We start from the raw sequence: 23,508 nt of genomic DNA, 5'->3' as shown, positions 1-23,508 counted from the left end.
AAGTAGTGAGGAGGAGAATTATTTTACCAACAGTAGAACAAGCCTTCGCTTGCGTCCGGGTTTGTCAAATGCTATCTAACCTGTATAAGGATATTAAACTATTTCGATTTGATGACAAAACTGGAGAAGTTTACATCCTAGCTGGGGATGATATTCAAGTTATTGTTTACCCTAATGGAGAATGGGAGTTTCTCAATGACCCCGAATTATGAACAAATGAGCTTTACAGAACTAAGAGCTTATGTCATCGAAAACCGTGATGATATCGAAGCTCTACGTTTTCTTATGAGCAAACGCGATCCTAATTCTCCAAAGTATCCTGCGCCGATGACCGATGCAGAAATGCAAGAACAGATGGAAATTATTAGGCGTAAGATTCGAGGAGAATTATAATGTTTTTAGCCAAAGATGTGAGTTATCCTATCTTTTAAAATCAAACCTGGAGAGCAATGAAATAAATTGCTTTAGTTGCGCTAAGAATATTGAAATTATAAGCACTGGAATATTTGCAAGTTTTTCTGATATCTTCCTTTTTAACTATATCTATAAGCATAGATGCACGCAGATAATTTTGTCTGCGTGTATTTGATTTCTTGTTAAAAAACTAAGCGGTTTTCGATATTTTTGACAAAAATACAGTGATTTGCTCGAAAACCTAACTATAGACTCAGGTTATTTACTAGGCAGAACGTTAGTGTGAGGGAAAGAATAATCAGTGCTGCTTGTGGGTGCGAGGTGAAGTGCAGTTCGCATCCTCCTTTGAGTTGCCATTGAAATTTATTCCAATAGCAAACCAAAAAAGGATGACTATTTATGACTAACTCTCATGCAAATAACAGCGAAAACTTGAAGAAATTGCGAGATCTGATTAAAGACATCGACTATGCAATGTTGACAACTGTTAATGAGGATGGAACATTACATAGCCGTCCTATGGCTACCAATCGCGAAGTAGAATTTGATGGCGATGTCTGGTTTTTCACTTATGCTAGTTCCTACAAGGTAGTTGAAATTAATCGCAACCATCAAGTTAATGTCAGTTATGCTGCACCCAATAAACAATCTTACGTCTCTTTATCTGGTACAACAGAATTGATACGCGATCGCCAAAAGTTAGAGGAAATGTGGCAACCACAACTTCAGGCTTGGTTTCCAAAAGGGCTAGATGAGCCTGATATTGCTTTGCTTAAGGTGAACGTAGAAAAGGCTGAGTATTGGGATTCACCTTCAAGCATAGTAGCAAATACGATCAGCTTGGTGAAGGGAGCTATAACTGGCAAACCTGCTGATGTTAGTAAGCATGAAAAATTAGAGTTGAAGTAAGCCTTCCACCTATAAATGACAATACCTTCCCCAAAATCCAACACCCTAGAAAAAGGTGTCGCTATCAGAACAGCTTTTCTGAATGAAAAACCCAGTTTTACAGAACACTGGGTTTTATTTGAGGTTGATTCTATATAAATTTTGGTGAGGATGAGGCGTGAGGCGATCGCTAACGCATCCCATGACTCTAGTTAGGTAGCGTATTGCTCGCATAGGCATCCATTCCATAAGCAGGAGTGCGATCGCTGTAGTCTGTATCCTTGCCAGTGACGGATTTAGCCAATTTTTCAAAAGATTCGGAACGCCAGTTACGCTCATGGATTGGTTTTCTCTGCTCTCCCAGAAAATAAGCCTGAGTACCAATTACAGAAGCTGCAACCCAAGCGACAACAAACAACGCAATTAAGATAGCCATCATAATCTAACTCCCTGTCTTAATTTTTGTAACTTTATGTAAATAAATTTAACGATATTTTTAAAAAACTCAAAAGTGTGATAGCCGAATAAATGGGGTAGGGTATTCCACACAGAGAGGTTATAGATCCCCGACTTTTTTAAAAAAGTCGGGGATCTATACACCTACAACTTGTCAAAATTAATGTGGTGGAGTACTAGTCCCTATTTTTAGGTGAGATGGTAGATGGGTGGGAACTCTAATTCTCGGTAGGTAAAGATTCTGATTCGCTTTTAGTTTGGGGTAAAAATTGTGCTTGGCACTTTTGGGCGCGGGGTAGAGTAGCTAAACCCACTTGTGCTGTTTGATAAAGACGGCTAAATTCGCGTTCGTAATGGGCGGCAACGATGGGATTGTGTATGAATATCAGAGTTTCGTCGTTTAGGTAATTTCCAGAATTTGACCAATTGTGGCTACCAGTAATGACTAGCTCTCCATCTAGGATTGCCATTTTACTATGGACTCCCCTATCTCCAGTTGGTGCGATCGGAAAACCAACTGTGGCGATCGGATTTTTCCACGGATTAACTTTGATGGAATAATTTTTCTTGCCAGGACGTGGACAAACTCCCAGAGCATCATATGCTTTTGAATAGGGTTGTCCGAAAAAATCTGGATCTATCAGCAGTTTGATGTCTTTTACTCCTTTGTCGTATACTCTGCTAAGAGTGTCGCTGATTTTTTGGTCAGAAAAAACAAATACAGCAACGTGTATGCTCTGTTGAGCTTGCTGCATATAAGAAGCAATGATACCGTTGCTAGTTGTGGCTAAATTATCTTGACGACGAGCTGGAGAAAAGTTAACTGTAATTGTTCCCGTACCAACTGGAATTGTGACAGGATATCTTTTGGGTTTACGAGATTTGAATAATCCTTGCCACATATAGTTAAATTCTTCAGTAAAAGTTTTGGCAACAGGAGCATGATCGAGAATGACAATCATGTTATTAGCATTACCCCGGCTGTCAAAATTGTTAAAATCACCATGAAAGTCGGATGTCGTAAAGTTGCCACTGGTTATAATCGTGGTCTTTCCATCGGCTACTAAAAATTTATGGTGCATAAGTCCACTACCTTTAGTCGCGCCAGCAGATGTATCATCTTTAATTTCAATTCCACTTTGGCGTAAAATAGCCAGAGCATCAGCAGGATATCGTTTTAATTCTTCATAAGCTCTTCGGTCGTGGCTGCTCATTCTACTAATTTCTTCTTTTGTATATTCCTCAACAGTTTTGTTGTATTTATTGTCAAGCATAACCCTAACTTTAATTCCACGCTCTTTAGCACGCTTTAATGCTTGAGCTACTTCGGGCAGCCTCAACTCCATTACGGCTAGATCAACAGTAGAATTTGCCTGATTAATTGTATTTATAACTAGCTGTTCTAAATTGTCTCCCTGACGATGAAAGTGTCGGTACGGATCTTTGTAGGAAGATATTGAATTTTGATTGAAATAGACTTGAATGACATAGTCTTGTGGTAATCTTTCTGGAGACTGATTGGAAGACTTATTTTGTTGACAAGCAGTAAGGGAAATTATTAGTAGAACAACAGAATAAAAACTCCATCGGATAGAGAAATTAAACACGTTAATTTGGTAAAAGTGTAATTAATTAACATATTTATGATTCCCAATAAATAAAGTTATTAACCTCAGAAGAAAATAAAGATAAACATAAAACTGTGCAGAGATAATCCTGAATTAGGAAATAATTAACTATAGATGCTGAAAACAAATGCAGCCCGTGCAAGCGTGTGTTTACTGGAGAATCTATGCAAATTTATTTAGATTACAGTGCTACTACTCCCACTCGCCCAGAAGCGATCGCGGCGATGCAAGTAGCCATGACTCAACATTGGGGCAATCCCTCTAGCTTGCACGAGTGGGGACAACGGGCAGCAACAGCATTAGAACAAGCAAGAATGCAGGTTGCTGGATTAATCAATGCACCTGCTGAATCTATTGTTTTTACTTCTGGAGGCACGGAAGCAGACAATCTGGCAATTATGGGTGTTGCCCGCTTGTATAGCGAACCCCAACATATAATTATTTCTAGCGTTGAGCATTCTGCAATTACCGAACCAGCGCGAGTATTAGAACAGTGGGGTTGGCAAGTGACGCGCTTGGGAGTAGATGGCAAGGGTAGAGTTAATCCTCTGGATTTAAAGGCGGCGTTACAGGATAACACTGTGTTAGTGTCAATAATTTACGGGCAAAGTGAAGTAGGCACATTGCAACCGATCGCAGAACTAGGAAATATTGCTCGCAGTGTAGGTGTATTATTTCATACAGATGCAGTGCAATTGGCAGGACGTTTACCCATCGATGTACAAAAATTGCCAGTAGATTTATTGAGTTTATCTAGTCATAAAATTTACGGGCCGCAAGGTGTAGGGGCGCTGTATATATGTCCGGGTGTAGAGTTAGTACCCTTGTTGGGTGGGGGTGGGCAAGAAATGCGATTGCGTTCGGGTACACAAGCAGTACCTATTATTACTGGATTTGGTGTAGCAGCAGAATTGGCAGCGCAAGAAATTTCGATAGAAACACCTCGATTAACAAAGTTACGCGATCGCCTTTTTTCTCTATTAGCTGATATTCCTGGTTTAAAGCCTACAGGTGATTTGGTTCAACGTTTGCCTCATCATGTTAGCTTCTGTTTGGAACACACAGATGGAGAAAAAATTAATGGCAGAAGCTTAGTGCGGGAGTTGAACCGCGCTGGTATCGGTATCAGCGCTGGAGCAGCTTGTAATAGTGGTAAACTCAATCCCAGTCCCATACTCTTAGCAATGGGTTACTCTGAGAAAGCTGCATTGGCAGGTGTTCGCTTGACATTAGGACGAGATACAACCACAGACGATGTGGATTGGGTAGCAATGGTGTTGAAGCAGGTTTTACAGCGCCTTTCACCTGTAGAATTGGTTGTGATTAGTTAGTGGTTGGTAGATAGTGGTTCGTGGTAAACAACCAACTACTGTACGGAAGGCAGCGCGCCCTTGCGGGTTAAGCGCGTTGTAGTAACTACCGTGCAGGTTTAGAAGATAAGTTATCGGTAGTAACCAAAAGTTAATCAGCAAAACCCGCCCCTACTAACTACTGACAATTCCATTCCAAAAAATTTTTAAGATGACTGAACTTCCAAAAACTCTTGAAGATGCGATCGCTCAAGCCCGTGAGGCTACACAAGCAGCAATAGCAGATGGATATACACGATTACAAATAGAGTTACTATTTCCAGAACTCAAACTGATGCCAGTAGCACAACAACTTTTACCAACTTTTGAACAATACGGCGATAAGCTCAAGATTCTCTTTGCCGATGCTGGTAGTGCTGGGCTGGCTCGCCGCGATTGGACAGATGTGCCTTTTAAAATTACTGACATTGGTACTGGCAGGGCTGCTTCTATTCAGTCCAAAATTCAGCCAGAAGATGAAATATTTTTATTTATTGCTCCCACCTCTGTGGAAGTGCCGCAGTTAGAAAAGATTTGTGAAGAAATTGGCGATCGCCCCTTTGTGATGTTAAATCCCTTTCTAGAAGATGCTGGCAAAATCGGTATTGGTTACGCCGCCAGACAAATTCGCGAGCGTTTTACTAATACGATTGAATCTTGTTATTACCTGCGTCCTATATTTGAAGAAGCGGCATTGTTCCGCTGCTATCCGGGAGTATGGGAAGTATGGGTACAAAATGAGGGTGACTATCAAAAAGTTGCTGAATTGGCGCAAAAACCCTCTGGTGACGAGTTAGATATAATTCTTGCCGGGCAAGCACAAACACCAGAAGGAGAAACTGTCGCAACTGTACCTGCAAGAAAACCCAGTGTATTTAGGGGTTTGCAAAGGTTCATCAGGGCTTTGAGAAATTAATCTACGTTATAGATTGATACCAAAATCCAATTTGATGATGATAACAACCACAGATAAACCACGAGATGCACACGGATGATTTATCTGTGTTTATCTGTGTCCATCTGTGGTCGATACTAGCTTATAATATGTCGCTAATTAAAAATCAAAAGTACTTTTAGCTTTTGACTTTTAACTTTTGACTTCCCAAAGGAGCACTACGGACACATTAAAGTATCACGGGTATTACGCCCTGTCACTGGATTTGTGCCTTTAGCCACCTTGCATAATTTATTTAGCGTATCCTCACGCACGTATGTATCAGTAAAATCTGCCCCGTCAATAATCGCACCATCAAACATGGTACCAGTAATAAAAGCACCTTCTAAGATAGCGTCAGTTAAATTAGCTTTGGTCATACGAGCTGATTCTAAATCGGCATAGCTCAAATCAGCTCCGGTAAAATCTACTGAAGCCAAATTTGACGAAAAGAATCTAACGCCACGTAAATTAGAGTGACTGAAGTTGCTTTTGCGGAGAGTAGCATGATCAAAACTCGAATCTGTTAAGTCCTGATTTGAGAAATCTTCTTCAATGAGAGTTCGGTTGTTATAGTTTACTGCCACAGCACCTTCAGGGAAAGCTACAGTTGCTGTGATGAAAATCACTATCAAAAGCAATACATTGAGTATGCTTGTCCAAATTCGATCGCTTAACCTTGAAATCATCGTACTTTTAGTCAATGGCAAACTATCCTCCTTATAATTATCTCGATATCGGTAACGCAGGAGAAGATCTAGTTGCACAATGGTTACAATCTCAAGGCTGGGTAATTCTCCATCGTCGTTGGCGGTGTCGTTGGGGAGAAATTGATATTATTGCCAAACATGATGGAGTAGATGAAGAGGACATGGGGAATGTATTTGATAGATTCTCCGCGTCTTCTACCACTCCTTCTCCCAAATTGGCATTTGTGGAGGTGAAAACTCGCAGTTCGGGCAATTGGGATGCAGGAGGAAGATGTGCGATCGCCCCATCAAAACAACTCAAGCTTTGGCGCACGGCACAGATGTTTTTAGCTAAATATCCAGATAAGGCAGATTACCTCTGCCAATTTGATGTTGCTATTGTCTACTGTCAGCACATCTCAAAACAATCTCCTACAGTTGAAGTTATGGACACAACTTTAGCCAATGCTTCTATAGAAGAATACAAATTAATCCTACAAGAATATATTTGTGCTGCTTTTGAAGTGGCAAACGGATATTGGTAATGGATATAAAATTCCCATTACCAATAAAATTACCAATTATTCATTTGTAATAATCAGCAAACAAAATTCAAAACTTTTACGCCAAAGTTTCTGGACAGTAACCCAATCCCCTGACAAACTGTTGTCGGAAAGCCTCTATTTCTTCTTTTTCTGGATTACCATGAGAAACAATAGCTACTTGGTAACGACGCATCACATCAACGGGACACTGTCCTGCTTCCAAACTCCATAGAGCCATCTGTACCCTCATTGGCGGCTCATAGCTAATTCCTAATTCATTTAGGAAAGCTTTAATGTCGCCATCTTCTTGAGGTGATAACTGATTTCTGAGTTTGATCCTAACCACCCAACCATCGATTTGATGAATTACGGTGACGAAGGATACAGGTATTTGGGGTTTAGCGTGCAAGTACTGAATAACCCGAAGAGTGAGGCTGGCATTTGCCAGATAATACAAGTATTCCATCTTGGTGCTTGGGATCAAAGCCAATCCTACATTTCTATTATTGGTAGAGGGGTATACAAACCGCTAGGGTAAAAGCCCCCGTTTTTAGATGGGGAGTTTTACCCAATATTCATATAGGTGCTTACGTGGTACTTAATAGTAACCATCTTAAAGTCCAGGGATCAATATCTTTTGCAATCCTTTAGAGTTCTTTTAGAAAGCACAACTGCAATCGTTTTTTAACCAGATCTAAATATAAATGCAGCAAAAACTACCGGAAACTAATTTAAATTTGAATTCTCACCCGACAACAGAAAGTTCTTCTTTAGACTGTTCCTTAGCTGCTTATGATTATGAATTGCCGAACGAACTAATTGCTCAAAATCCGGCTTTTCCCAGAGATAGTTCTAAACTATTAGTCGTAAATTCTCTGAGTACAGGTAAAAACACAGATCCCTTACATTATATTTTCCGCGATTTACCAGATTTACTCCAAGCCGGAGATTTACTAGTAATGAATGATACACGAGTTCTTTCGGCGCGGTTGTATGGGCGAAAATCCACTGGGGCAGAGGTGGAAGTGTTGTTGTTGGAGGAACGGCAACATAACTGCTGGTTAGCTTTAGTTAAACCAGGTAAACGCTTTAAGCGCGGCTCGAAAATTATTTTTGAGGCGAAGGGAGTGGGGGAAGACACGGAGAGAGAACAATTCCCCGTGTATTCTCAACTTACTGCGACTGTTCTTGAAACTGATGAGGCGACTGGGGGACGTTTACTACAATTTGATTTGCCAAAGGAAATTTCTTTGGTGCAATTGTTGGATGTGTTTGGTGAAGTTCCTTTGCCACCTTACATTACTCAAACCAATGCCGAAGACGAACAATATCAGACAGTTTATGCCAAATCTCCGGGAGCGATCGCTGCTCCTACTGCCGGACTGCACTTTACTCCAGAATTACTAGAGCGGTTACGGCAAAAAGGGATTAGTCAAGCTTTTGTGACATTGCATGTGGGGGTAGGAACATTTCGCCCTGTGGAAGTAGAGGATGTCACTACTCACAAGATGCATGAAGAATGGATTGAAGTACCTGCTACAACTGTAGAGCAAATTCGCGCTACTCAAGCTGCTGGCGGTCGAATTATTGCTGTAGGTACAACGGTAGTCCGTTCTTTGGAAGGTGCTGCAATCTCCGGAGAGCTACAACCATTTTGCGGTAAGACTGATTTATTTATTTATCCGGGATACAAATGGCGGATAGTTGAGGGGTTAATTACCAATTTTCACTTACCACGTTCGAGTTTGCTAATGTTAGTGAGTGCTTTAATTGGTAGACAACGGTTGTTAAATATCTATCAGCAGGCGATCGCTTCTCAATATCGCTTTTATTCTTTTGGCGATGCGATGTTGATTTTGCCTGAAGCAACAATTGTGGAATGAAAAGATACCAAGTAGCCTTTGCCTAACGCGTACTAAAGAGCATTTGATTATCAATGAAGCCGACTATATTGTCTTTGAGCCTGATGACGGTGCATGTTTCTCTGCTGTCGGACGACAAAGTATATCGTGTGCTCTGCCTATTGATCTTTTTGCTCCACCGGGTGCTCGAATTGCTGTAGTGAAGCAAACAAATAATATTCTTACAGCACTTACAGTTGGAAATGATGGTGCTTTGTCAGTTTCATGGGTGGTAGGAACAGAAGAATGGAATGGTCCGGTTCCCATTAGTCCAGCAGGTTTTGCTCCATCCGGTGCAGGCATTGCGATGGCTAAACAAACGAATGATATTCTTACTACTCTCACAGTTGCTAACAATAGAGCCTTGTCAGTTTCATGGGTGGTTGGGATAGGTAACTGGAATAGTCCGATTCAAATCTAATTACCCAATGCTTCGTGTGTCGTTTGCTGCTTTATTGTCAGTGACAGCCGTATAACAATTCGCTTGGAGCGGACTGTTGAAAAATCTTGGTGCGCTGCGAAGGTTATTTCCCGCCGCACAACTTCACCGTTAGCTGACTCTATCTTGTCTGTAAGACATTCTCAAAGCTTATCTGTTAGCCCAAAAAATCAGAGTGCATCTAATTTCATTAACAAGCTGTAAAACACTGTTGTATAAAGGTTCTGCAACCCAAAATCCAGCCTCATTGACCAATGCATCCAATAAAGGTTTGACCTCAGCAATTAAGCTTTGGCTCTTCGCTTCAACTAAGATCCCCAAAATTCCTGTATATCGGAGGTTCAGCTTAGTTGCTATTAGCCGCCCTCGGCGTTCATCAATTAGAACTTGATCGGCTTGGATCTCGACTGCTAGGGCGATCGCTTCTGCTTCTGCGATATCAAGTTCATTGCTCAGGGCTTCGACAAGTGTGCGATCGCTAACAACACGAGTTTGAATCCAGTCAAAGGTTTGTACTTCAGTCGCACCTGCAACAGGAAAATTGGGGTCAGTGAGTTCTTGATAAACGGCTTCGGGAATAAGAACCGTTCCGTATAGTTGATGAAGGAGATGGAGATGATTTATTGCAGCAAGGTTGTTGATGGGTGATGTGTCACTGACAATAATCACAATCTGCCCATCTCCCGCAGGTTTTGAATGTCCTGTTCCAAATCTTCCACCCCGTAATGTACTGGGATGTGACGGCTAGCAAGTAGATGCTGAAATGCTACGCGGTGCATTCCTGTGAATCGGCTGGCTTGGGCAAGGGTAAGCTTTTCTCGCTGAAAGAGCATGACAGCGATTTCTTGACGCATTTCAGCCTCAGTCATGCGAGTTGCGGTTAAAATTTCGTCAGGGACAACAACACTCATGGCTACAGTTCTCGCTACCCTTACTATTTTACGCTTCTGAGCCAGCAAATGTCTGTGTTCTGTCCGAGCCAGCTAACACTGCGTTGGTGCGACTGTACAGAGGATATCGGCGGAAGTTCGAGCTTGTCTGCTGCCACTGATTTGAGCCGTTACCGAGAGATTACCAAATGAGTTTGGCTACTGAGGGTTATCATGAGAACGGTAAGCCATCTGTAAACTTCTTTCAAGCTTATGAGTAATTTGCAAGAAATCGAACATGCTATCAGTCAACTATCAGCGGAAGAGCTTGCCGATTTCCGAGTCTGGTTTGCTGAATTTGATGCAGAAGTATGGGATCGGCAGTTTGAGGAAGATGTCGCAGCAGGTCGGCTCGATAATTTGGCTCAACGCGCACTGCAACATTTGCGTGAAGGACGTTGTACTGATCTTTGAGATATCGTGCAACTCCTGATTTTTGGTATCACTATCGACAGTTACCAGATGAGATTCAAGATCTGGCTGATCGGTGCTATGAATTGCTTAAACAAGATCCTCGGTATCCATCACTACACTTCAAAAAAGTTGGCTCTTTTTGGTCAGTACGAATCGGAATCCACTACCGCGCCCTAGCGGTAGAAGAAAATGATGATATTGCCTGGTTCTGGATCGGAACTCATGCAGAGTATGACCAGTTATTGCGAGATAGTTAACGCCAGCTAACAATGTGGTCGAACAAGCTTTCGAGATTCAGGTAAGCCTGTTTTAGTACTTTAAGGGTAAGCGTTACAATTTATTCAGTCCTACAAGCAGCTGCGACTATGAGTACCCTTGACCAAGTGCTGGAAAGCGCTTTGCAATTACCCTACGAGCAACAAGAAATGCTCATTAAAATTTTACAAAATCGTCACCATCAAAGCCGTAGAGCAGAAATTGCTACGGATGCTCAACAAAGTTTAGCTGATTTCCGTACAGGTAAATTCCCATCTCAATCAGCCTAGAGTGTAATTACAGAACTGCGTCAATCTCTGGATGACACAGAAGTATGAGATGAGATCTCTGGTTTTAACGCCAAAATTTAAGCGAGCATTCCGCAAATTTGTGAAGCGTAATGCTGACCTTCAAAAACGTATTGAAGACACCTTCAGCAGATGGAAGCAGACGTGTTTGCTCCTAACTTGGGTACTCACAAAGTGAGTGGTAAACTCGATGGTCTCCAGTCTTGTTCTTGCGGCTATGACTGTCGCATCGTTTTCTCAATCGAGCAGGATACTGAATCAGATGACGAAGTTATTGTGCTGCTTGATATTGGGACGCATGATGAGGTCTATTGAATTTGTTGACAGTTGCGGCGGCATAACAATTCGCTTGGAACGCACTGGCAAAAGATTTTGGTATATTACAAAACTGATTTGCAACCGCACAAGTTCACCGTTACCGAGAGTTTACCAACACTGAGCTACAGAGGAGCGATCGCTCACCTGACTATAGCTCGTCAAGTCGAGGTTACAGCCTAGTCATGGGATCTACTCTTCCAGTTTTAAGTGGGCGTCAGGTTGTGCGTATCTTTGAAAGCTCACGTTAACCGAAACAGCGTTCTTGTCAATGCGGAAGTTTCTGTTTGATTTGCTGATATTGTTGGTTTCACCGAACTTTCCAACCGTATCTCTCCTAATGAATTAGTAAAATTGCTCAATCGAATTTTCTCGGCTTTCGACCAACTAGCAGAGCAACACGGTTTAGAGAAAATCAAAACTATTGGCGATGCTTACATGGTTGTTGGCGGTTTGCCCAATCCACGAGCAGATCATGCACAAGCAATTGTAGAAATGGCTTTAGATATGCAACAGGCAATTAGCCAATTTAATGTAGAAACTAATTGTAACTGCAATATCCGCATTGGTATTAATACTGGTCCGGTTGTTGCTGGAGTTATTGGGATCAAGAAATTTATCTATGACCTTTGGGACGACACTGTTAACATTGCTAGTCGGATGGAATCTCACGGACTTCCAGGTTGTATTCAGATTACAGAAACGACTTATGAGCAGGTGAAAAATAGCTATACAGTTGAGTCGCGAGGACTGATGAAAATCAAGGGTAAGGGAGAAATGGTTACGTATCTGGTAAAGAATAGAAAATTAATCAAAAATGAGGGACTACGTTGTTAACTTTTTAATTTCAAATTTTAAATTTTAAATTAAGTACTGGGTAACCTGACTGTATGAGTATCTAGCCATCAGTTCAGGTTTGTCAATATGTATAGTTTTTTATATAGGTTTCAGCGTTTATCCGGAGTGAACAAAGCAGTTTTATTCTGCTCTTCTGTTTTTTTAGTGTTGATATCACCGATAATTACTGAATTATCAGCAAGTAAGGTGCTGGCAGAGAAGGTTAATGTTGTATCTCAGAATTTAGAAGCTGCTAGCTACTTTCAGCAGGGAGTGATGCGCTATAACCGCAAAAATTTACAGGGTGCAGAATCTGCTTTTCGTCAAGCTTTACAGCTAGATCCCAACATTGCTTTGGCACACAATTACCTGGGCAATATTATGTTGGAGCAAAATCGCCTGGAGCCAGCAGTGCAAGAGTATGCAGAGGCAATTAGGCTCAATCCCAATGTTGGTGATACACATTATAATTTAGGCTTGGCTTTGCACAAACAGGGACAATCTGAAGCGGCAATAACTGCTTACCGCCAAGCTTTGGTAATTAATCCCACAATGGCATCGGCTCAATATAATTTGGGTTTAGCTTTATATCAAAAAGGACAAATGGAAGAAGCGATCGCTGCCTATCAACAGGCAGTGAATTTAGATTCTACCAATGCCGATGCTTATTTTAATTTAGCGATTGTCTTACAAGAACAAGGACAAATGGAAGAAGCGATCGCTGCTTATCGCCAAGCTATAAAGCTCAATCCTAAAAATGCTCTAGCTTACAATAACATGGGTAGTCTTCTGGTTCTCCAAGGTCAAACTTCTGATGCGGTTGCTACTTACCAAGAGGCTATTCGTAGCCTTCCCAAAAATGCTGAGGCTTACTATAACTTGGGAGTAACTTGGTACAATCAAGGCGAGTTTAAAAAAGCTAATGGTGCTTTTAAACGCGCACGTCACCAATACCGGGAACAAGGTAATACAGAACAAGTTAATAAAGTTGAGCAGTTAATACAAAAAATTGCTCAAATGCAAGGACAAAAACAACCTCAAGTTAGTCAAACTTCTCCCGCCCAAGCACCAGCTCACTCCAGTAATGTGCCTGTTTTGTTTAATCCACAACAGACACCTAGTCAACCAGAAACTTCTACACAAGAAAAAGCCGATCCTGAGGATGCACCCTTCTCTCTTGCTCCACTGCTATTTCCTCTAAGGGGAACTGGGGATTAGTGATTAGGGATTGGGGACTGGGGATATAGTTCACAACTAAAGTGTGAAAATTTCTGTTCTCTGCTCCCCGTTCCCCCAACGCTGTTCCCTTTCCTCACTGGATAGTTTATTTCGCAAGTCTAGTTCTTAGCCATTTAGCTATTAACTTTAAATCGGCAAGCGATTAATATCTTTGTTGCAACCAATAACTACAATCGCTGAACCACGCTCAAGGTATTGATTGGGATTGGGGTTGATTTGAAATTTGCCATCATGACTAACCGCAAGTAAATTTAAACCATAGCGATTGCGAAGTTGTAGCTCGGCAATAGTTCTGCCATGAAATTCGTCAGGCACAATCAGCTCTACAATACTATGATCAGGATCGAGGTCAAATCTTTCTAATATTGATGGTTTGGTAAGCGATCGCGCCAAGGCACATCCTGCCTCAAATTCAGGAAAAACAACATGATCTGCTCCCACTCGCAGTAACAGCTTGCGGTGAACTTCACTAGAAGCCTTTGCTACTACATGAGGCACACCTCCCTCCTTGACATTGAGGGTTGTAATGATACTTTCTTGAATGTAATTTCCAATGGCGACGATGACAGTATCGAATTCAAACATTCCTGCTTCCTTAAGGGCAGCAGGTTCAGTTGAATCTAGTTGCAAAGCATGACCAACCATTTGCTCTGTCAATGCATCAGATACACGCTTTTCATCAATGTCTGTTGCTAACACTTGATAGCCTAATTTGTGAAGTGTTGAGCAAACAGAACGACCAAAACGACCTAAACCAATCACCGCAAATTGATGATTGTCTTTACGCAGACTACGAAAAAAACCTAATGATGACAAATTCACTGTTGTTACCTTTGCGATCGCTCCCTGTTTCTTGGACAAAATTCAAATGATATAGAGTCATTTAAAAAGCATTTTATTGCCTAATATTTTATATATTATAAATTCTTGGTAGTTATATATAATTATTTTTTGATAGTTCTGATCACTTCAGCTAGAACATCAGAAATTTTCCATTACCAATCACCAATCATTAGTATGGGCGGAATTTAATAGCAATCTCTCAAGTTCATAAGAAATCTAAAATAAATCCGTCCCTACTAATAACCACTATCCCACAAGTAAGTTTTCTTCTGGATAATGAACTCTACTGGGGCGCGGATCTCCCAGAACAGCTGACATCAGCAGTAAAACACCAACTCTACCAATATACATTGTGACAATTAATATTAGCTTTGCTGCTGTAGAGACACTGCCAGTAATTCCGGTAGAAAGTCCAACAGTTGCGAAGGCTGACATCACTTCAAACAAAACTTGAATAAATTCAAACTTTGGATCTGTAAAGGCAATTAAAGTTGTGGCGATAATCACTGTTGTTACAGAACCAAACAATACACCAACAGCTTTCAAAATCAAAGATAGCGCTACTTTCCGCTCATACAATATAACTTCTTCTTTCCCCTGCAATATTGATTGCGTACAACTTGTTAACACTCTAAAAGTAGTTGTTTTAATACCACCTCCAGTACCGCCAGGGCTTGCACCAATAAACATGAGTGCAATTGTAATAAATAGACCTGCATTGGTCATTTTGCCGATGTCAATAGTGTTAAATCCGGCGGTTCTGGGAGTAACAGATTGAAACCAAGCAACTAATAATTTCTCAGTAAAACTGAGATTTCCAAAAGTTTGTGGATTTCTTAATTCTACGAAGAAAAAGGCTATTGTTCCCAAAACTAAAAGTACAACAGTTGTACTGGTTGCAACTTTAAAATCTAATGAAAAAACTAGTAGTTTTTCTTTTTTTTGCAAAATGCGATCGCGTAACCAAACATAAGTTTCTAAAATCACTTGATAACCAATGCCACCAAAAATAATTAATCCGGTGATTGTAAAAACTACTAAAACTGAAGACTGATAACCAATCAAGCTATCTTTAAACAAACTAAAACCTGCATTATTCCATGCATTAACGCTATGGAAAATTGAAAGCCACAGTCCTTGCCTCCAGCCATAGTCAGGAACAAAAGCTGGTAGCAGTAAAAAAATGCCAGTGATTTCAAAAATCATAGTAGTGGCAATGATGGAGCGAATAATTTGGGTACTGCCACTCATTCCCGGACGGTCTAAAGCTTGTTGAATAGCAACTTTTTGTCGCAGATCAAATTTACGTCCAATTAACAAAATCAGAAAGGTTGTGGTTGTCATGTAACCCAAACCACCAATTTGTGCCAGTAGCAAAATTAACAACTGGCCCCAAAAGGAAAAATCAGTACCAGTATCAACTACTGCTAATCCAGTTACACAAACTGCGGAGGTAGCGGTGAATAATGCCACAATCGGGTCATTCCACATACCGCTACTGGTAGAAAAAGGCATCATTAGCAGGATAGTTCCTACAGTAATGACTGCTAAAAAGCCCAAGCAAATCGTCCGAGAAACAGTCATATCAAGGTAAAAAACAAACTAACCCAGGGATTGCGGATAAGTTTTATCCTCCCTGGTTGTAAAAACACCTTAATTAATTAAAAACACACATGGTAGCCTACCAGTAGTGTATTTGAATTCTGCTTCGTCTTAACACGGCTTTTTTCATGAGCGCAATATTATACAAGCAAATTCAGCAATTTTATGATGCTTCTTCCGGTTTGTGGGAAGAGATATGGGGCGAGCATATGCATCATGGTTACTATGGTGCAGATGGCACGCAAAAAAAAGACCCCCGTCAGGCACAAATTGACTTAATTGAAGAAATCCTTCAGTGGGCAGATGTGCGACAGGCTGAAAATATTTTGGATGTAGGTTGTGGAATCGGTGGCAGTTCTCTTTATTTGGCTGCAAAATTTCATGCCCATGCGACTGGTATAACTTTGAGTCCCGTGCAAGCGGCAAGAGCAAGGGAACGTGCTGAAGAGTTTGGGTTAAGTAGTAGGACTAATTTTCAAGTCGCAGATGCTCAAGCTATGCCCTTTGCTGATAATTCTTTTGATTTAGTCTGGGCATTGGAAAGTGGCGAGCATATGCCGGATAAAGTCAAGTTTATGCAGGAGTGTTATCGTGTGCTCAAACCTGGTGGCAAGTTGATTATGGTGACTTGGTGCCATCGACCGATAGATGATTCACCACTGACAGCAGATGAACAGCAGCACTTGGCGAAAATTTATCAGGTGTACTGTTTGCCTTATGTAATTTCTTTGCCAGAGTATGAAGCGATCGCTCATCAAATTGGGTTGCAAAATATCCACACTGCCGATTGGTCAAAAGCAGTGGCACCGTTTTGGAATATGGTGATTGATTCGGCATTGAGTTGGAAAGCTATTTTTGGTTTGCTGCGATCAGGTTGGAATACGATTGTTGGGGCGCTGTCTTTAGGATTGATGAGTCGCGGATATGAGCGTGGCTTGATTCGGTTTGGGTTGTTGTGTGGAAATAAATTATGAGTGAAGTTTCACAATCAGGTGTGGTGGGTAATTGGTTTTATGCTTTGTGGAAATTTTCTCGTCCACACACGATTATTGGCACGAGTTTAAGCGTTTTAGGTTTGTATTTAATTGCAGTTGCTGTTAGCAATGGTAGTGATTCTCAGTTCTCTATTCCCAATTCTTTGTTTCCTGTTTTAGGAGCCTGGCTTGCCTGTTTGGCTGGTAATATATACATTGTGGGTTTAAATCAACTAGAAGATGTGGCCATTGACAAAATCAATAAACCCCATTTGCCACTTGCTTCTGGAGAATTTTCTCGGCGAACAGGTCAATTGATTGTAGGTGCTACCTGTATCTTGGCGTTAGTTTTAGCATGGATCAGCGGCCCTTTTTTGTTCGGGATGGTAGCAATTAGCCTAGCAATTGGCACAGCATATTCTTTACCTCCAATTCGCTTGAAAAGATTTCCTTTTTGGGCTGCGCTATGTATTTTTTCAGTTCGAGGAGCTATTGTTAATTTAGGACTATTTCTACATTTCAATTGGGTGTTAGAACAAAATCGATTGATTCCAGCGGCAGTTTGGGTACTGACTCTGTTTATTTTGGTTTTTACTTTTGCGATCGCTATCTTTAAAGACATCCCTGATATGGAAGGCGATTTGCAATACAATATCACTACTTTCACCATCAAACTTGGTAAACACACAGTGTTTAAACTTGCTCTTTGGGTATTGACTTTGTGTTATGCAGGAATGATCTTAGTTGGAGTGCTGCGTCTGGCTGAAGTTAATTTTGAGTTTTTAGTAATTACTCATTTGCTAGCTTTGGGCGTAATGTGGTGGCGGACTCGGAAAGTGGATTTACAAGATAAAAGTGCGATCGCCCGTTTTTACCAATTTATTTGGAAGCTTTTTTTCCTCGAATACCTAATCTTCCCCACTGCTTGTCTGTTGGCTTAAAATAGATCTTAATTTTTTAATTTGGGCAATAGCTTTTAAAACTAAGACTTACGCACGAGTTATGAAATAATAAACCGCAGGGGACGCAGGGGAGGACACTGTGTTGCGGAGGTTCCCTCCGTTGTAGCAAGTGTCCGTGACACGGAGTCAAGAGGATTTGACAGGGATTTTGCGTAAGTCCTATTTTTTTGTCCGATACTTCATTTAATGCTGCAAGCCTCCAGAAACATCTGTGGAGTCAATCCAAAATCCAAAATCTAAAATCAAATGACTCTATGCTAGAAAGCTTCCAACTACCTTCTATTATTGCTGTTGTTGCGGTCATTTGTAGTATCGCTATTCTTGGTTATTTTTCCTGGAAGACTCTTATTACTTCCAACTACTTTCAAAAGGGCATCAATCTATATCAGCAAAAAGATTACCTTGGTGCAGAAGCGGCTTTTCGCCGAGTCATTTCGATCAACTCTACTAATGATGTGATTCACTTGCTGTTGGGTGATTCTTTAATGCAGCAAGATAAAGTTGAGGCAGCTATTTCCGAATATCAAGAGGTGATTGAACGCGCTCCTAAAAAAGTCGATGCATATTTACGTCTAGCTCAAGCTTTCATGCAGCAACAAAAACCCCAAGAAGCGATCGCTATCCTGCAAAAAGCTAGCGATTTATTTCAAGCACAACGTCAACCCGAAAAAGCTCAACAAATTCAACGAGTGTTACAACAGATGTCTTCAGTATGAAAAGGGTGTAGGAAACTCTACTCTTAACTGAGTTATTCTGAAAATTGGCAAAATTATACCACCCTATTTATCACTTCTCAGGGTATCAAAATTGGGTAATTTTCGTCAAGCTCTCAAATCAAGAAAAATCGTTGTTTAATTGAGAATATATCGCGGAAAATCAACACAACTTAATCAATTTTATAAATTTTGTTAAGCCACTAACTACCCTTACTTTCAATAAATATTCCTTATCAATATCAACGCAAAAAGAAGTCTCGGTTTGTCTAACCAAGACTTCTCATTCTTGTGATAATAACTGCATGACTTTACTTATGCGATGTTACTGAAGTATATAGCCCAAATACTTCCAGTTACTGTGATCGCAATCAACAGGTTGGAGAAAAATTTACCAAATTTAGTTTCTTATCCAAACCGTACAGAACACGGTGGGAAAACAGTATCAAGCTGGTGTAGATATGACAAATCAAAAAGGCAAAGTTTACCTTGTGGGTGCGGGGCTAGGAGATGAGGCATACCTGACGGTGCGAGCTTATAATCTTTTGGCGATCGCTCAGGTATTAGTTTACGATGCCTTAGTGGATGCGGAATTATTGCGTTTGGTACCACTTGATTGTCTGAAGTTGGACGTAGGCAAACGTGGAGGCAAACCCAGCACGCCTCAAGCTGAAATTAACAAGTTACTGGTGAAGTATTGTCAGCAAGGAAAACAAGTTATCCGGCTCAAATCTGGCGATCCGTTTATCTTTGGTCGATCTATCGCTGAAATAGAAGCATTACAAGCGGCCGGTTGTGAGTTTGAAGTCGTACCGGGAATTTCCTCTGCTCTAGCAGCACCATTGCTAGTAGGTATTCCCCTCACAGATCCGGTTCTAAGTCGTTGTTTTGCCGTTTTTAGTGCTCACGAGCCTAATGCTTTAGATTGGCAAGCGTTGTCACACTTAGAAACACTGGTTATTTTGATGGGAGGGCAGAATTTAGCTGAAATTATCCGGCAGTTGTTGCAACATGGGCGATCGCTACATACACCCATTGCCATAATTCGTTGGGCAGGCACTGAGCGACAAAAAATTTGGATAGGTACATTAGAAACAATTGTGCAGAAAGTATCAGGTGTGCCACTCTCGCCAGTGGTAATGGTGATTGGAGAGGTGGTAGGGTTACGAAGACACTTTGAACCTGAGAATATAAACTAAGAGGATTTTTCCCAGTCAAAGCTTTGCACCTGTGGACACTATGCCAACTAACTTCTCACCCTCCTCTTCTCTCCCGCTTAGTGGTAAAACAATTTTAGTGACACGTTCGGCGGGACAATCGAGTTTATTTACGGAACTTTTGTTAACAGCAGGTGCAGATGTTGTTGAAATGCCTGCTTTGGAAATTGGCTCACCTTCGAGTTGGGAAGCTTTGGATGGCGCGATCGCCCAACTATCTGAGTTTGACTGGTTGATTCTCACTTCTAGCAATGCTGTAGACTATTTCTTGGAAAGACTAATGGCACAAGATAAAGATGTTCGTGCCTTAGCAGGAATAAAAATTGCTGTTGTTGGCGAAAAAACAGCCCAAAGCCTCAGACAACGCTGTTTGCAACCAGACTTTATTCCACCCAACTTTGTAGCTGACTCTTTGGTAGAAAATTTTCCAGAAGAACTTGCAGATAAAAAGATTTTATTTCCTAGAGTCGAAAGTGGTGGACGGGAAGTTTTAGTTAAAGAATTAACTGCTAAAGGTGCAGAGGTAACAGAAGTAGCAGCATATCAATCTTGTTGCCCAAGTAGCATCCCTACCTCAGCAGAAGTTGCCTTGCAAAATAAAAAAGTTGATGTTATTACCTTTGCTAGTTCTAAAACTGTGCAATTTTTTTGCCAGTTGGTAGAAAAGACGTTTTCTCACACCTCAGTAGAAAATCAGTCATCTACGCTAGCAAGTTATTTGGAAGGAGTTTGTATTGCTTCTATCGGCCCGCAAACTTCTAAAACTTGTTGTTCCTTATTTGGACGTGTGGATGTAGAAGCAGAAGAATACACATTAGAAGGATTAACCCAAGCACTTGTTAAATGGGCTGCAAACTCATAATTTGAGAATGAAAGGGAACACAGGGAACAGGGGTGCATGGGAGCAGGGGAGCAGGGAGACAAGGAGACAAGGGGAGGAATAGACAAGCAAGTTACTAACTACTAACTACTAACTACTGTACGGGCGGGTTTTAACAACAATCTCTCTAGGATGACGAAATATCTAAATCAACCCGCACGGCAGTCGCTACAACCGGGGGAACCCGACGCCAGGTGACGCCAGGTGCTACAACGCGGGAAACCCGCAAGGGCGCACTGGCTCCGCAACGCGCTGCCTCCCCTACTATCCAATCATCAATGACAAATGACTAATGACTAATGACTAAAAGAATCATCGGTTTAACTGGAGGCATCGCCACAGGTAAAACAACTGTCGCCAATTATTTGGCTGATGGTTATCATTTGCCAATTTTAGACGCAGATATTTATGCCAGAGAAGCTGTTTCTGTGGGTTCGCCCATTCTCGATGCGATCGCTTGCCGTTACGGACAAGAAATTTTACTCTCAGATGGTAGCCTTAACCGTCAAAAGCTGGGCGAAATTATTTTCAACAATCCAGCAGAACGGCATTGGGTGGAAAGTTTAATTCATCCTGATGTTCGCGATCGCTTTTACCAAGAAATTGCCGCATCTTCTGCAGAAACATTAGTATTGGTTGTGCCTTTACTATTTGAAGCCCAAATGACTGATCTAGCTACAGAAATTTGGGTAGTATCTTGTTCGGAACAACAGCAACTCGAAAGATTAATGCAGCGCAATAATTTAACACTGGAGCAAGCAAGAGCAAGAATTAAAAGTCAAATGCCGATAGCAAAAAAAGCAGAACGTGCAGATGTAGTTTTAGAGAATAATTCAACACCGACAGCACTACTTCAACAAGTTGATGCTGCATTAGCTGGAGTATCAACCAAGTAAAATTGTATATATTAACACTTTCTTGCTTAAAAGTAATTTCACTCTTTCGTTAGATATAAGCAAATTTCAAAGCGGTTTAATCATAAAAATACAATAACTAAATTAATATGGAAATTCCAATAAAATGTATGGAATTATGCAGGATTTAGAATCACACAAATTCTGACTCCTCCTTGTTTTTAAAATGTCTCAATTAATATTATTTTTAATCATTATTAAAATATAGGACTTACGCAAAATCCCTCTCAAATCCTCTTGACTCCGTGTCACGGACACTTGCTACAACGGAGGGAACCTCCGCAACACAGTGTCCTCCCCTGCGTTCTCTGCGGTTTATTATTCCATAACTCGTGCGTAAGTCCTGAAATAAAAACTGTATACTTGGACGGATATTTTGTTCTATCTAGAAGTAGAAGAAGATTAATACTATTAGCAAACTAAATTGATATAGATTAGTTTGCCATTAAAAATTTAGGAAATCATGGTTAATAAAAATCATAAATATGCTGTTGGAGTATTTAATAATCGTCAAACAGCAGAACAAGCGCTCAATGAATTGAAAACTTCAGGCTTGGCAATGGACAAAGTATCTATCATTGCCAAAGATGTAGACAAAGGCGAAGAGCTTGGCAATACCCAGGTGAGCGATCGCATTGGGAATCAAAATGTAGATACAACAGGGGCAGTTGGAGATGCTCTGACGGCAAGTACTTGGGGTAGTATATTGGTTGGTCTTAGCAGTCTAGCACTTCCTGGTCTTGGAGCAGTGCTGGCAGCAGGTTCTGTTGGCGTAGCATTAGTTTCTAGTATTGCAGGTGTAGCTGTAGGTGCGGCAGCAACTAATAATTTGGTGCAAGCGCTAGCTGGTTTAGGTATTCCCGAAGAAAGAGCTAGAGTTTATAGCGATCGCCTACAAATGGGTGACTATCTAGTAATAGTGAATGGCAGTGATGATGAAATTCATCGTGCTGAAGGAATCTTGAAACAGCAAGATATTCAATACTGGGGTATTTATGAATCCTCTACCCAACTCCAAGAAGGTAGTAGCGTAAGTTAGCCAAACTCCAGAATCACATCTCGGTAGGCGAGTTAGTATTGAGATTGCCCGGATAAATGTTGTACAAACTCGCTATGTTCCTGTGACTTTAACCCTTGTTGCAGCACTGCTAACACTTTTGTCATCTCTCCTGCTAGCAGTGCTGGCATAGCTAGCCACAAACCGGGAAATACCCAACTTTTGATCGTACCATCTGCATCAGCTTCTAGTAGGACATATTCGCCATTTTGTAAGCTGAACCAATCGAGTTTATTTTCTAAAATCTGCCAGACAATGTACTCTTGAACACCATTACGGCGGTAGGCACGTTTTTTATCATGTAAGTCAATCGCTGCACTACTTGCTGCCACTTCTGCTACTAACTCTGGTGCGCCTTCAATATAGTCATCATCGCTAATATGCGCTTGTCCTCCGAGTTTTTCATCAATTAACAGCACAACATCAGGCTGCGGTTCATTGTCTAAATCTAAGCGTACAGTAGCATTGTCACCTAACTCTACTCCAGGGGTAGAAACTTTGTAAGTTCCCAACCAAATAATCAAGTTTCCGTGAGGTTGTCCGTGACTTCTAAAACGTAACGGAGATGGCACGTAAACAACTCCTTCTATTAATTCTGCTTTCTGAACATGGGGCATAGCATGATAACGACGCTCAAATTCATAGCGGGTGAGTCTGTCTCCACTTTCTAGTGGTGGTACTTTATTTGAGCCATGTTCCACAGAAACTGACATAGAAGGAGTAGTTGTTTTGTGGCTTTAAGCTTAATTTAGCATGGCAGTATGCAAGCAAAGCGTTTTGATAGATAAATGGACTGTAGCACTCAT

General features: G+C 41.0%; 28 protein-coding genes and 2 pseudogenes. 21 read left to right on the top strand and 9 right to left on the bottom strand.

Going from position 1 to position 23,508, the window contains the following annotated elements:
• The 3 genes from U2718_RS20685 to U2718_RS20675 all read left to right on the top strand — a co-directional run.
• A partial coding sequence (locus U2718_RS20685) for a DUF6888 family protein (protein ID WP_411813337.1) occupies positions 1-212 on the top strand: 212 nt, incomplete at its 5' end.
• The gene (locus tag U2718_RS20680) at positions 196-393 is read left to right on the top strand and encodes a DUF6887 family protein (RefSeq protein ID WP_016879730.1); all 198 of its coding nucleotides are present in this window, start codon (positions 196-198) and stop codon (positions 391-393) included. The genes U2718_RS20685 and U2718_RS20680, both read left to right, overlap by 17 nt.
• A 420-nt stretch (positions 394-813) precedes the next feature.
• Positions 814-1,323, top strand: coding sequence for a pyridoxamine 5'-phosphate oxidase family protein (locus U2718_RS20675; protein ID WP_342002292.1), 510 nt, complete (start codon positions 814-816; stop codon positions 1,321-1,323).
• 187 nt (positions 1,324-1,510) lie between these two features.
• Here U2718_RS20675 and U2718_RS20670 read toward each other — a convergent pair whose 3' ends face one another.
• Entirely contained in the window at positions 1,511-1,741 is a 231-nt protein-coding gene (locus tag U2718_RS20670; protein WP_342002291.1) for a photosystem II protein, Psb35-related, read from the bottom strand.
• Between the two features lie 235 nt (positions 1,742-1,976).
• Positions 1,977-3,365, bottom strand: coding sequence for a phosphatidylserine/phosphatidylglycerophosphate/cardiolipin synthase family protein (locus tag U2718_RS20665; RefSeq protein WP_342002290.1), 1,389 nt, complete (start codon positions 3,363-3,365; stop codon positions 1,977-1,979).
• Positions 3,366-3,550: 185 nt separating this feature from the next.
• Here U2718_RS20665 and U2718_RS20660 point away from each other — a divergent pair, with 185 nt between their 5' ends.
• Together U2718_RS20660 and U2718_RS20655 are read left to right on the top strand one after the other, a co-directional pair.
• The gene (locus U2718_RS20660; protein WP_342002289.1) at positions 3,551-4,717 is read left to right on the top strand and encodes a cysteine desulfurase family protein; all 1,167 of its coding nucleotides are present in this window, start codon (positions 3,551-3,553) and stop codon (positions 4,715-4,717) included.
• 190 nt (positions 4,718-4,907) lie between these two features.
• Complete coding sequence (locus tag U2718_RS20655) at positions 4,908-5,651, top strand: DUF1995 family protein (RefSeq protein WP_342002288.1); 744 nt, start codon at positions 4,908-4,910, stop codon at positions 5,649-5,651.
• A gap of 197 nt (positions 5,652-5,848) precedes the next feature.
• Here U2718_RS20655 and U2718_RS20650 read toward each other — a convergent pair whose 3' ends face one another.
• Positions 5,849-6,358 carry a pentapeptide repeat-containing protein gene (locus U2718_RS20650; protein ID WP_342002294.1) on the bottom strand — a complete coding sequence of 170 codons (510 nt, stop codon included), beginning with the start codon at positions 6,356-6,358 and terminating at the stop codon, positions 5,849-5,851.
• A gap of 14 nt (positions 6,359-6,372) precedes the next feature.
• Between U2718_RS20650 and U2718_RS20645 the strand changes: the two genes are divergently transcribed.
• Positions 6,373-6,903 (top strand): YraN family protein, encoded by a 531-nt coding sequence (locus U2718_RS20645; protein WP_342002287.1) that lies wholly within the window; start codon positions 6,373-6,375, stop codon positions 6,901-6,903.
• Positions 6,904-6,979: 76 nt separating this feature from the next.
• On the opposite strand, the gene U2718_RS20640 is transcribed toward U2718_RS20645, so the two are convergent.
• Positions 6,980-7,369 (bottom strand): hypothetical protein, encoded by a 390-nt coding sequence (locus U2718_RS20640; RefSeq protein ID WP_342002286.1) that lies wholly within the window; start codon positions 7,367-7,369, stop codon positions 6,980-6,982.
• Positions 7,370-7,607: 238 nt separating this feature from the next.
• Between U2718_RS20640 and queA the strand changes: the two genes are divergently transcribed.
• Both queA and U2718_RS20630 read left to right on the top strand, forming a co-directional pair.
• Positions 7,608-8,786 (top strand): tRNA preQ1(34) S-adenosylmethionine ribosyltransferase-isomerase QueA, encoded by a 1,179-nt coding sequence (queA, locus tag U2718_RS20635; RefSeq protein ID WP_342002285.1) that lies wholly within the window; start codon positions 7,608-7,610, stop codon positions 8,784-8,786.
• 43 nt (positions 8,787-8,829) lie between these two features.
• On the top strand, positions 8,830-9,225 hold the full coding sequence (locus U2718_RS20630) for a hypothetical protein (RefSeq protein ID WP_342002284.1): 396 nt from the start codon (positions 8,830-8,832) through the stop codon (positions 9,223-9,225).
• A 168-nt stretch (positions 9,226-9,393) separates the two neighbouring features.
• Here U2718_RS20630 and U2718_RS20625 read toward each other — a convergent pair whose 3' ends face one another.
• Together U2718_RS20625 and U2718_RS20620 are read right to left on the bottom strand one after the other, a co-directional pair.
• Positions 9,394-9,912 (bottom strand): DUF3368 domain-containing protein, encoded by a 519-nt coding sequence (locus tag U2718_RS20625; protein ID WP_342002283.1) that lies wholly within the window; start codon positions 9,910-9,912, stop codon positions 9,394-9,396.
• Positions 9,909-10,154 (bottom strand): UPF0175 family protein, encoded by a 246-nt coding sequence (locus tag U2718_RS20620; RefSeq protein WP_342002282.1) that lies wholly within the window; start codon positions 10,152-10,154, stop codon positions 9,909-9,911. The genes U2718_RS20625 and U2718_RS20620 overlap by 4 nt, the downstream gene beginning before the upstream one ends.
• 48 nt (positions 10,155-10,202) lie before the next feature.
• On the opposite strand from U2718_RS20620, the gene U2718_RS20615 reads away from it, so the two are divergent.
• The 7 genes and pseudogenes from U2718_RS20615 (at position 10,203) to U2718_RS20585 (ending at position 13,519) form a co-directional block, all read left to right on the top strand.
• The gene (locus U2718_RS20615) at positions 10,203-10,325 is read left to right on the top strand and encodes a hypothetical protein (RefSeq protein WP_342002281.1); all 123 of its coding nucleotides are present in this window, start codon (positions 10,203-10,205) and stop codon (positions 10,323-10,325) included.
• A gap of 60 nt (positions 10,326-10,385) precedes the next feature.
• The gene (locus U2718_RS20610; RefSeq protein ID WP_017311571.1) at positions 10,386-10,586 is read left to right on the top strand and encodes a hypothetical protein; all 201 of its coding nucleotides are present in this window, start codon (positions 10,386-10,388) and stop codon (positions 10,584-10,586) included.
• Positions 10,583-10,843 (top strand): hypothetical protein, encoded by a 261-nt coding sequence (locus U2718_RS20605; protein ID WP_342002280.1) that lies wholly within the window; start codon positions 10,583-10,585, stop codon positions 10,841-10,843. Before U2718_RS20610 ends, U2718_RS20605 begins: the two co-directional genes overlap by 4 nt.
• A 108-nt stretch (positions 10,844-10,951) precedes the next feature.
• A complete protein-coding gene (locus tag U2718_RS20600) occupies positions 10,952-11,131 on the top strand; it encodes a hypothetical protein (RefSeq protein ID WP_342002279.1) in 180 nt (59 codons plus the stop codon).
• Positions 11,132-11,521: 390 nt separating this feature from the next.
• Positions 11,522-11,647: a hypothetical protein gene (locus U2718_RS20595; protein WP_342002278.1), complete on the top strand. Its 126-nt coding sequence runs from the start codon at positions 11,522-11,524 to the stop codon at positions 11,645-11,647.
• A gap of 93 nt (positions 11,648-11,740) precedes the next feature.
• Positions 11,741-12,301: pseudogene (locus tag U2718_RS20590) on the top strand (adenylate/guanylate cyclase domain-containing protein); the annotation flags it as partial.
• Positions 12,302-12,388: 87 nt separating this feature from the next.
• Positions 12,389-13,519, top strand: coding sequence for a tetratricopeptide repeat protein (locus U2718_RS20585; protein ID WP_342002277.1), 1,131 nt, complete (start codon positions 12,389-12,391; stop codon positions 13,517-13,519).
• A gap of 147 nt (positions 13,520-13,666) precedes the next feature.
• Here U2718_RS20585 and U2718_RS20580 read toward each other — a convergent pair whose 3' ends face one another.
• Both U2718_RS20580 and U2718_RS20575 read right to left on the bottom strand, forming a co-directional pair.
• Complete coding sequence (locus U2718_RS20580; protein WP_289793340.1) at positions 13,667-14,362, bottom strand: potassium channel family protein; 696 nt, start codon at positions 14,360-14,362, stop codon at positions 13,667-13,669.
• 267 nt (positions 14,363-14,629) lie between these two features.
• Entirely contained in the window at positions 14,630-15,967 is a 1,338-nt protein-coding gene (locus U2718_RS20575) for a TrkH family potassium uptake protein (protein ID WP_342002276.1), read from the bottom strand.
• A gap of 146 nt (positions 15,968-16,113) precedes the next feature.
• Here U2718_RS20575 and U2718_RS20570 point away from each other — a divergent pair, with 146 nt between their 5' ends.
• The 6 genes and pseudogenes from U2718_RS20570 to U2718_RS20545 all read left to right on the top strand — a co-directional run bounded on the left by U2718_RS20570 (position 16,114) and on the right by U2718_RS20545 (position 22,684).
• Positions 16,114-16,959 carry a methyltransferase domain-containing protein gene (locus U2718_RS20570; RefSeq protein ID WP_342002275.1) on the top strand — a complete coding sequence of 282 codons (846 nt, stop codon included), beginning with the start codon at positions 16,114-16,116 and terminating at the stop codon, positions 16,957-16,959.
• A complete protein-coding gene (locus U2718_RS20565) occupies positions 16,956-17,900 on the top strand; it encodes a homogentisate phytyltransferase (protein ID WP_342002274.1) in 945 nt (314 codons plus the stop codon). Before U2718_RS20570 ends, U2718_RS20565 begins: the two co-directional genes overlap by 4 nt.
• A 275-nt stretch (positions 17,901-18,175) precedes the next feature.
• On the top strand, positions 18,176-18,637 hold the full coding sequence (locus tag U2718_RS20560) for a tetratricopeptide repeat protein (protein ID WP_342002273.1): 462 nt from the start codon (positions 18,176-18,178) through the stop codon (positions 18,635-18,637).
• 458 nt (positions 18,638-19,095) lie between these two features.
• Positions 19,096-20,713: pseudogene (gene cobA, locus U2718_RS20555) on the top strand (uroporphyrinogen-III C-methyltransferase).
• Between the two features lie 317 nt (positions 20,714-21,030).
• The gene (gene coaE / locus U2718_RS20550; protein WP_342002270.1) at positions 21,031-21,627 is read left to right on the top strand and encodes a dephospho-CoA kinase; all 597 of its coding nucleotides are present in this window, start codon (positions 21,031-21,033) and stop codon (positions 21,625-21,627) included.
• A 481-nt stretch (positions 21,628-22,108) separates the two neighbouring features.
• Positions 22,109-22,684, top strand: coding sequence for a general stress protein (locus U2718_RS20545; RefSeq protein WP_342002269.1), 576 nt, complete (start codon positions 22,109-22,111; stop codon positions 22,682-22,684).
• 32 nt (positions 22,685-22,716) lie between these two features.
• Here U2718_RS20545 and U2718_RS20540 read toward each other — a convergent pair whose 3' ends face one another.
• Complete coding sequence (locus U2718_RS20540) at positions 22,717-23,415, bottom strand: Uma2 family endonuclease (RefSeq protein ID WP_342002268.1); 699 nt, start codon at positions 23,413-23,415, stop codon at positions 22,717-22,719.
• Positions 23,416-23,508: the final 93 nt, after the last annotated feature.

Source organism: Chlorogloeopsis sp. ULAP02 (assembly GCF_038404745.2).
GTDB lineage: Bacteria > Cyanobacteriota > Cyanobacteriia > Cyanobacteriales > Nostocaceae > Chlorogloeopsis.
The sequence above is the reverse complement of the archived record's forward strand: the minus strand, read 5'-3'. Positions and strand labels throughout refer to the sequence as shown.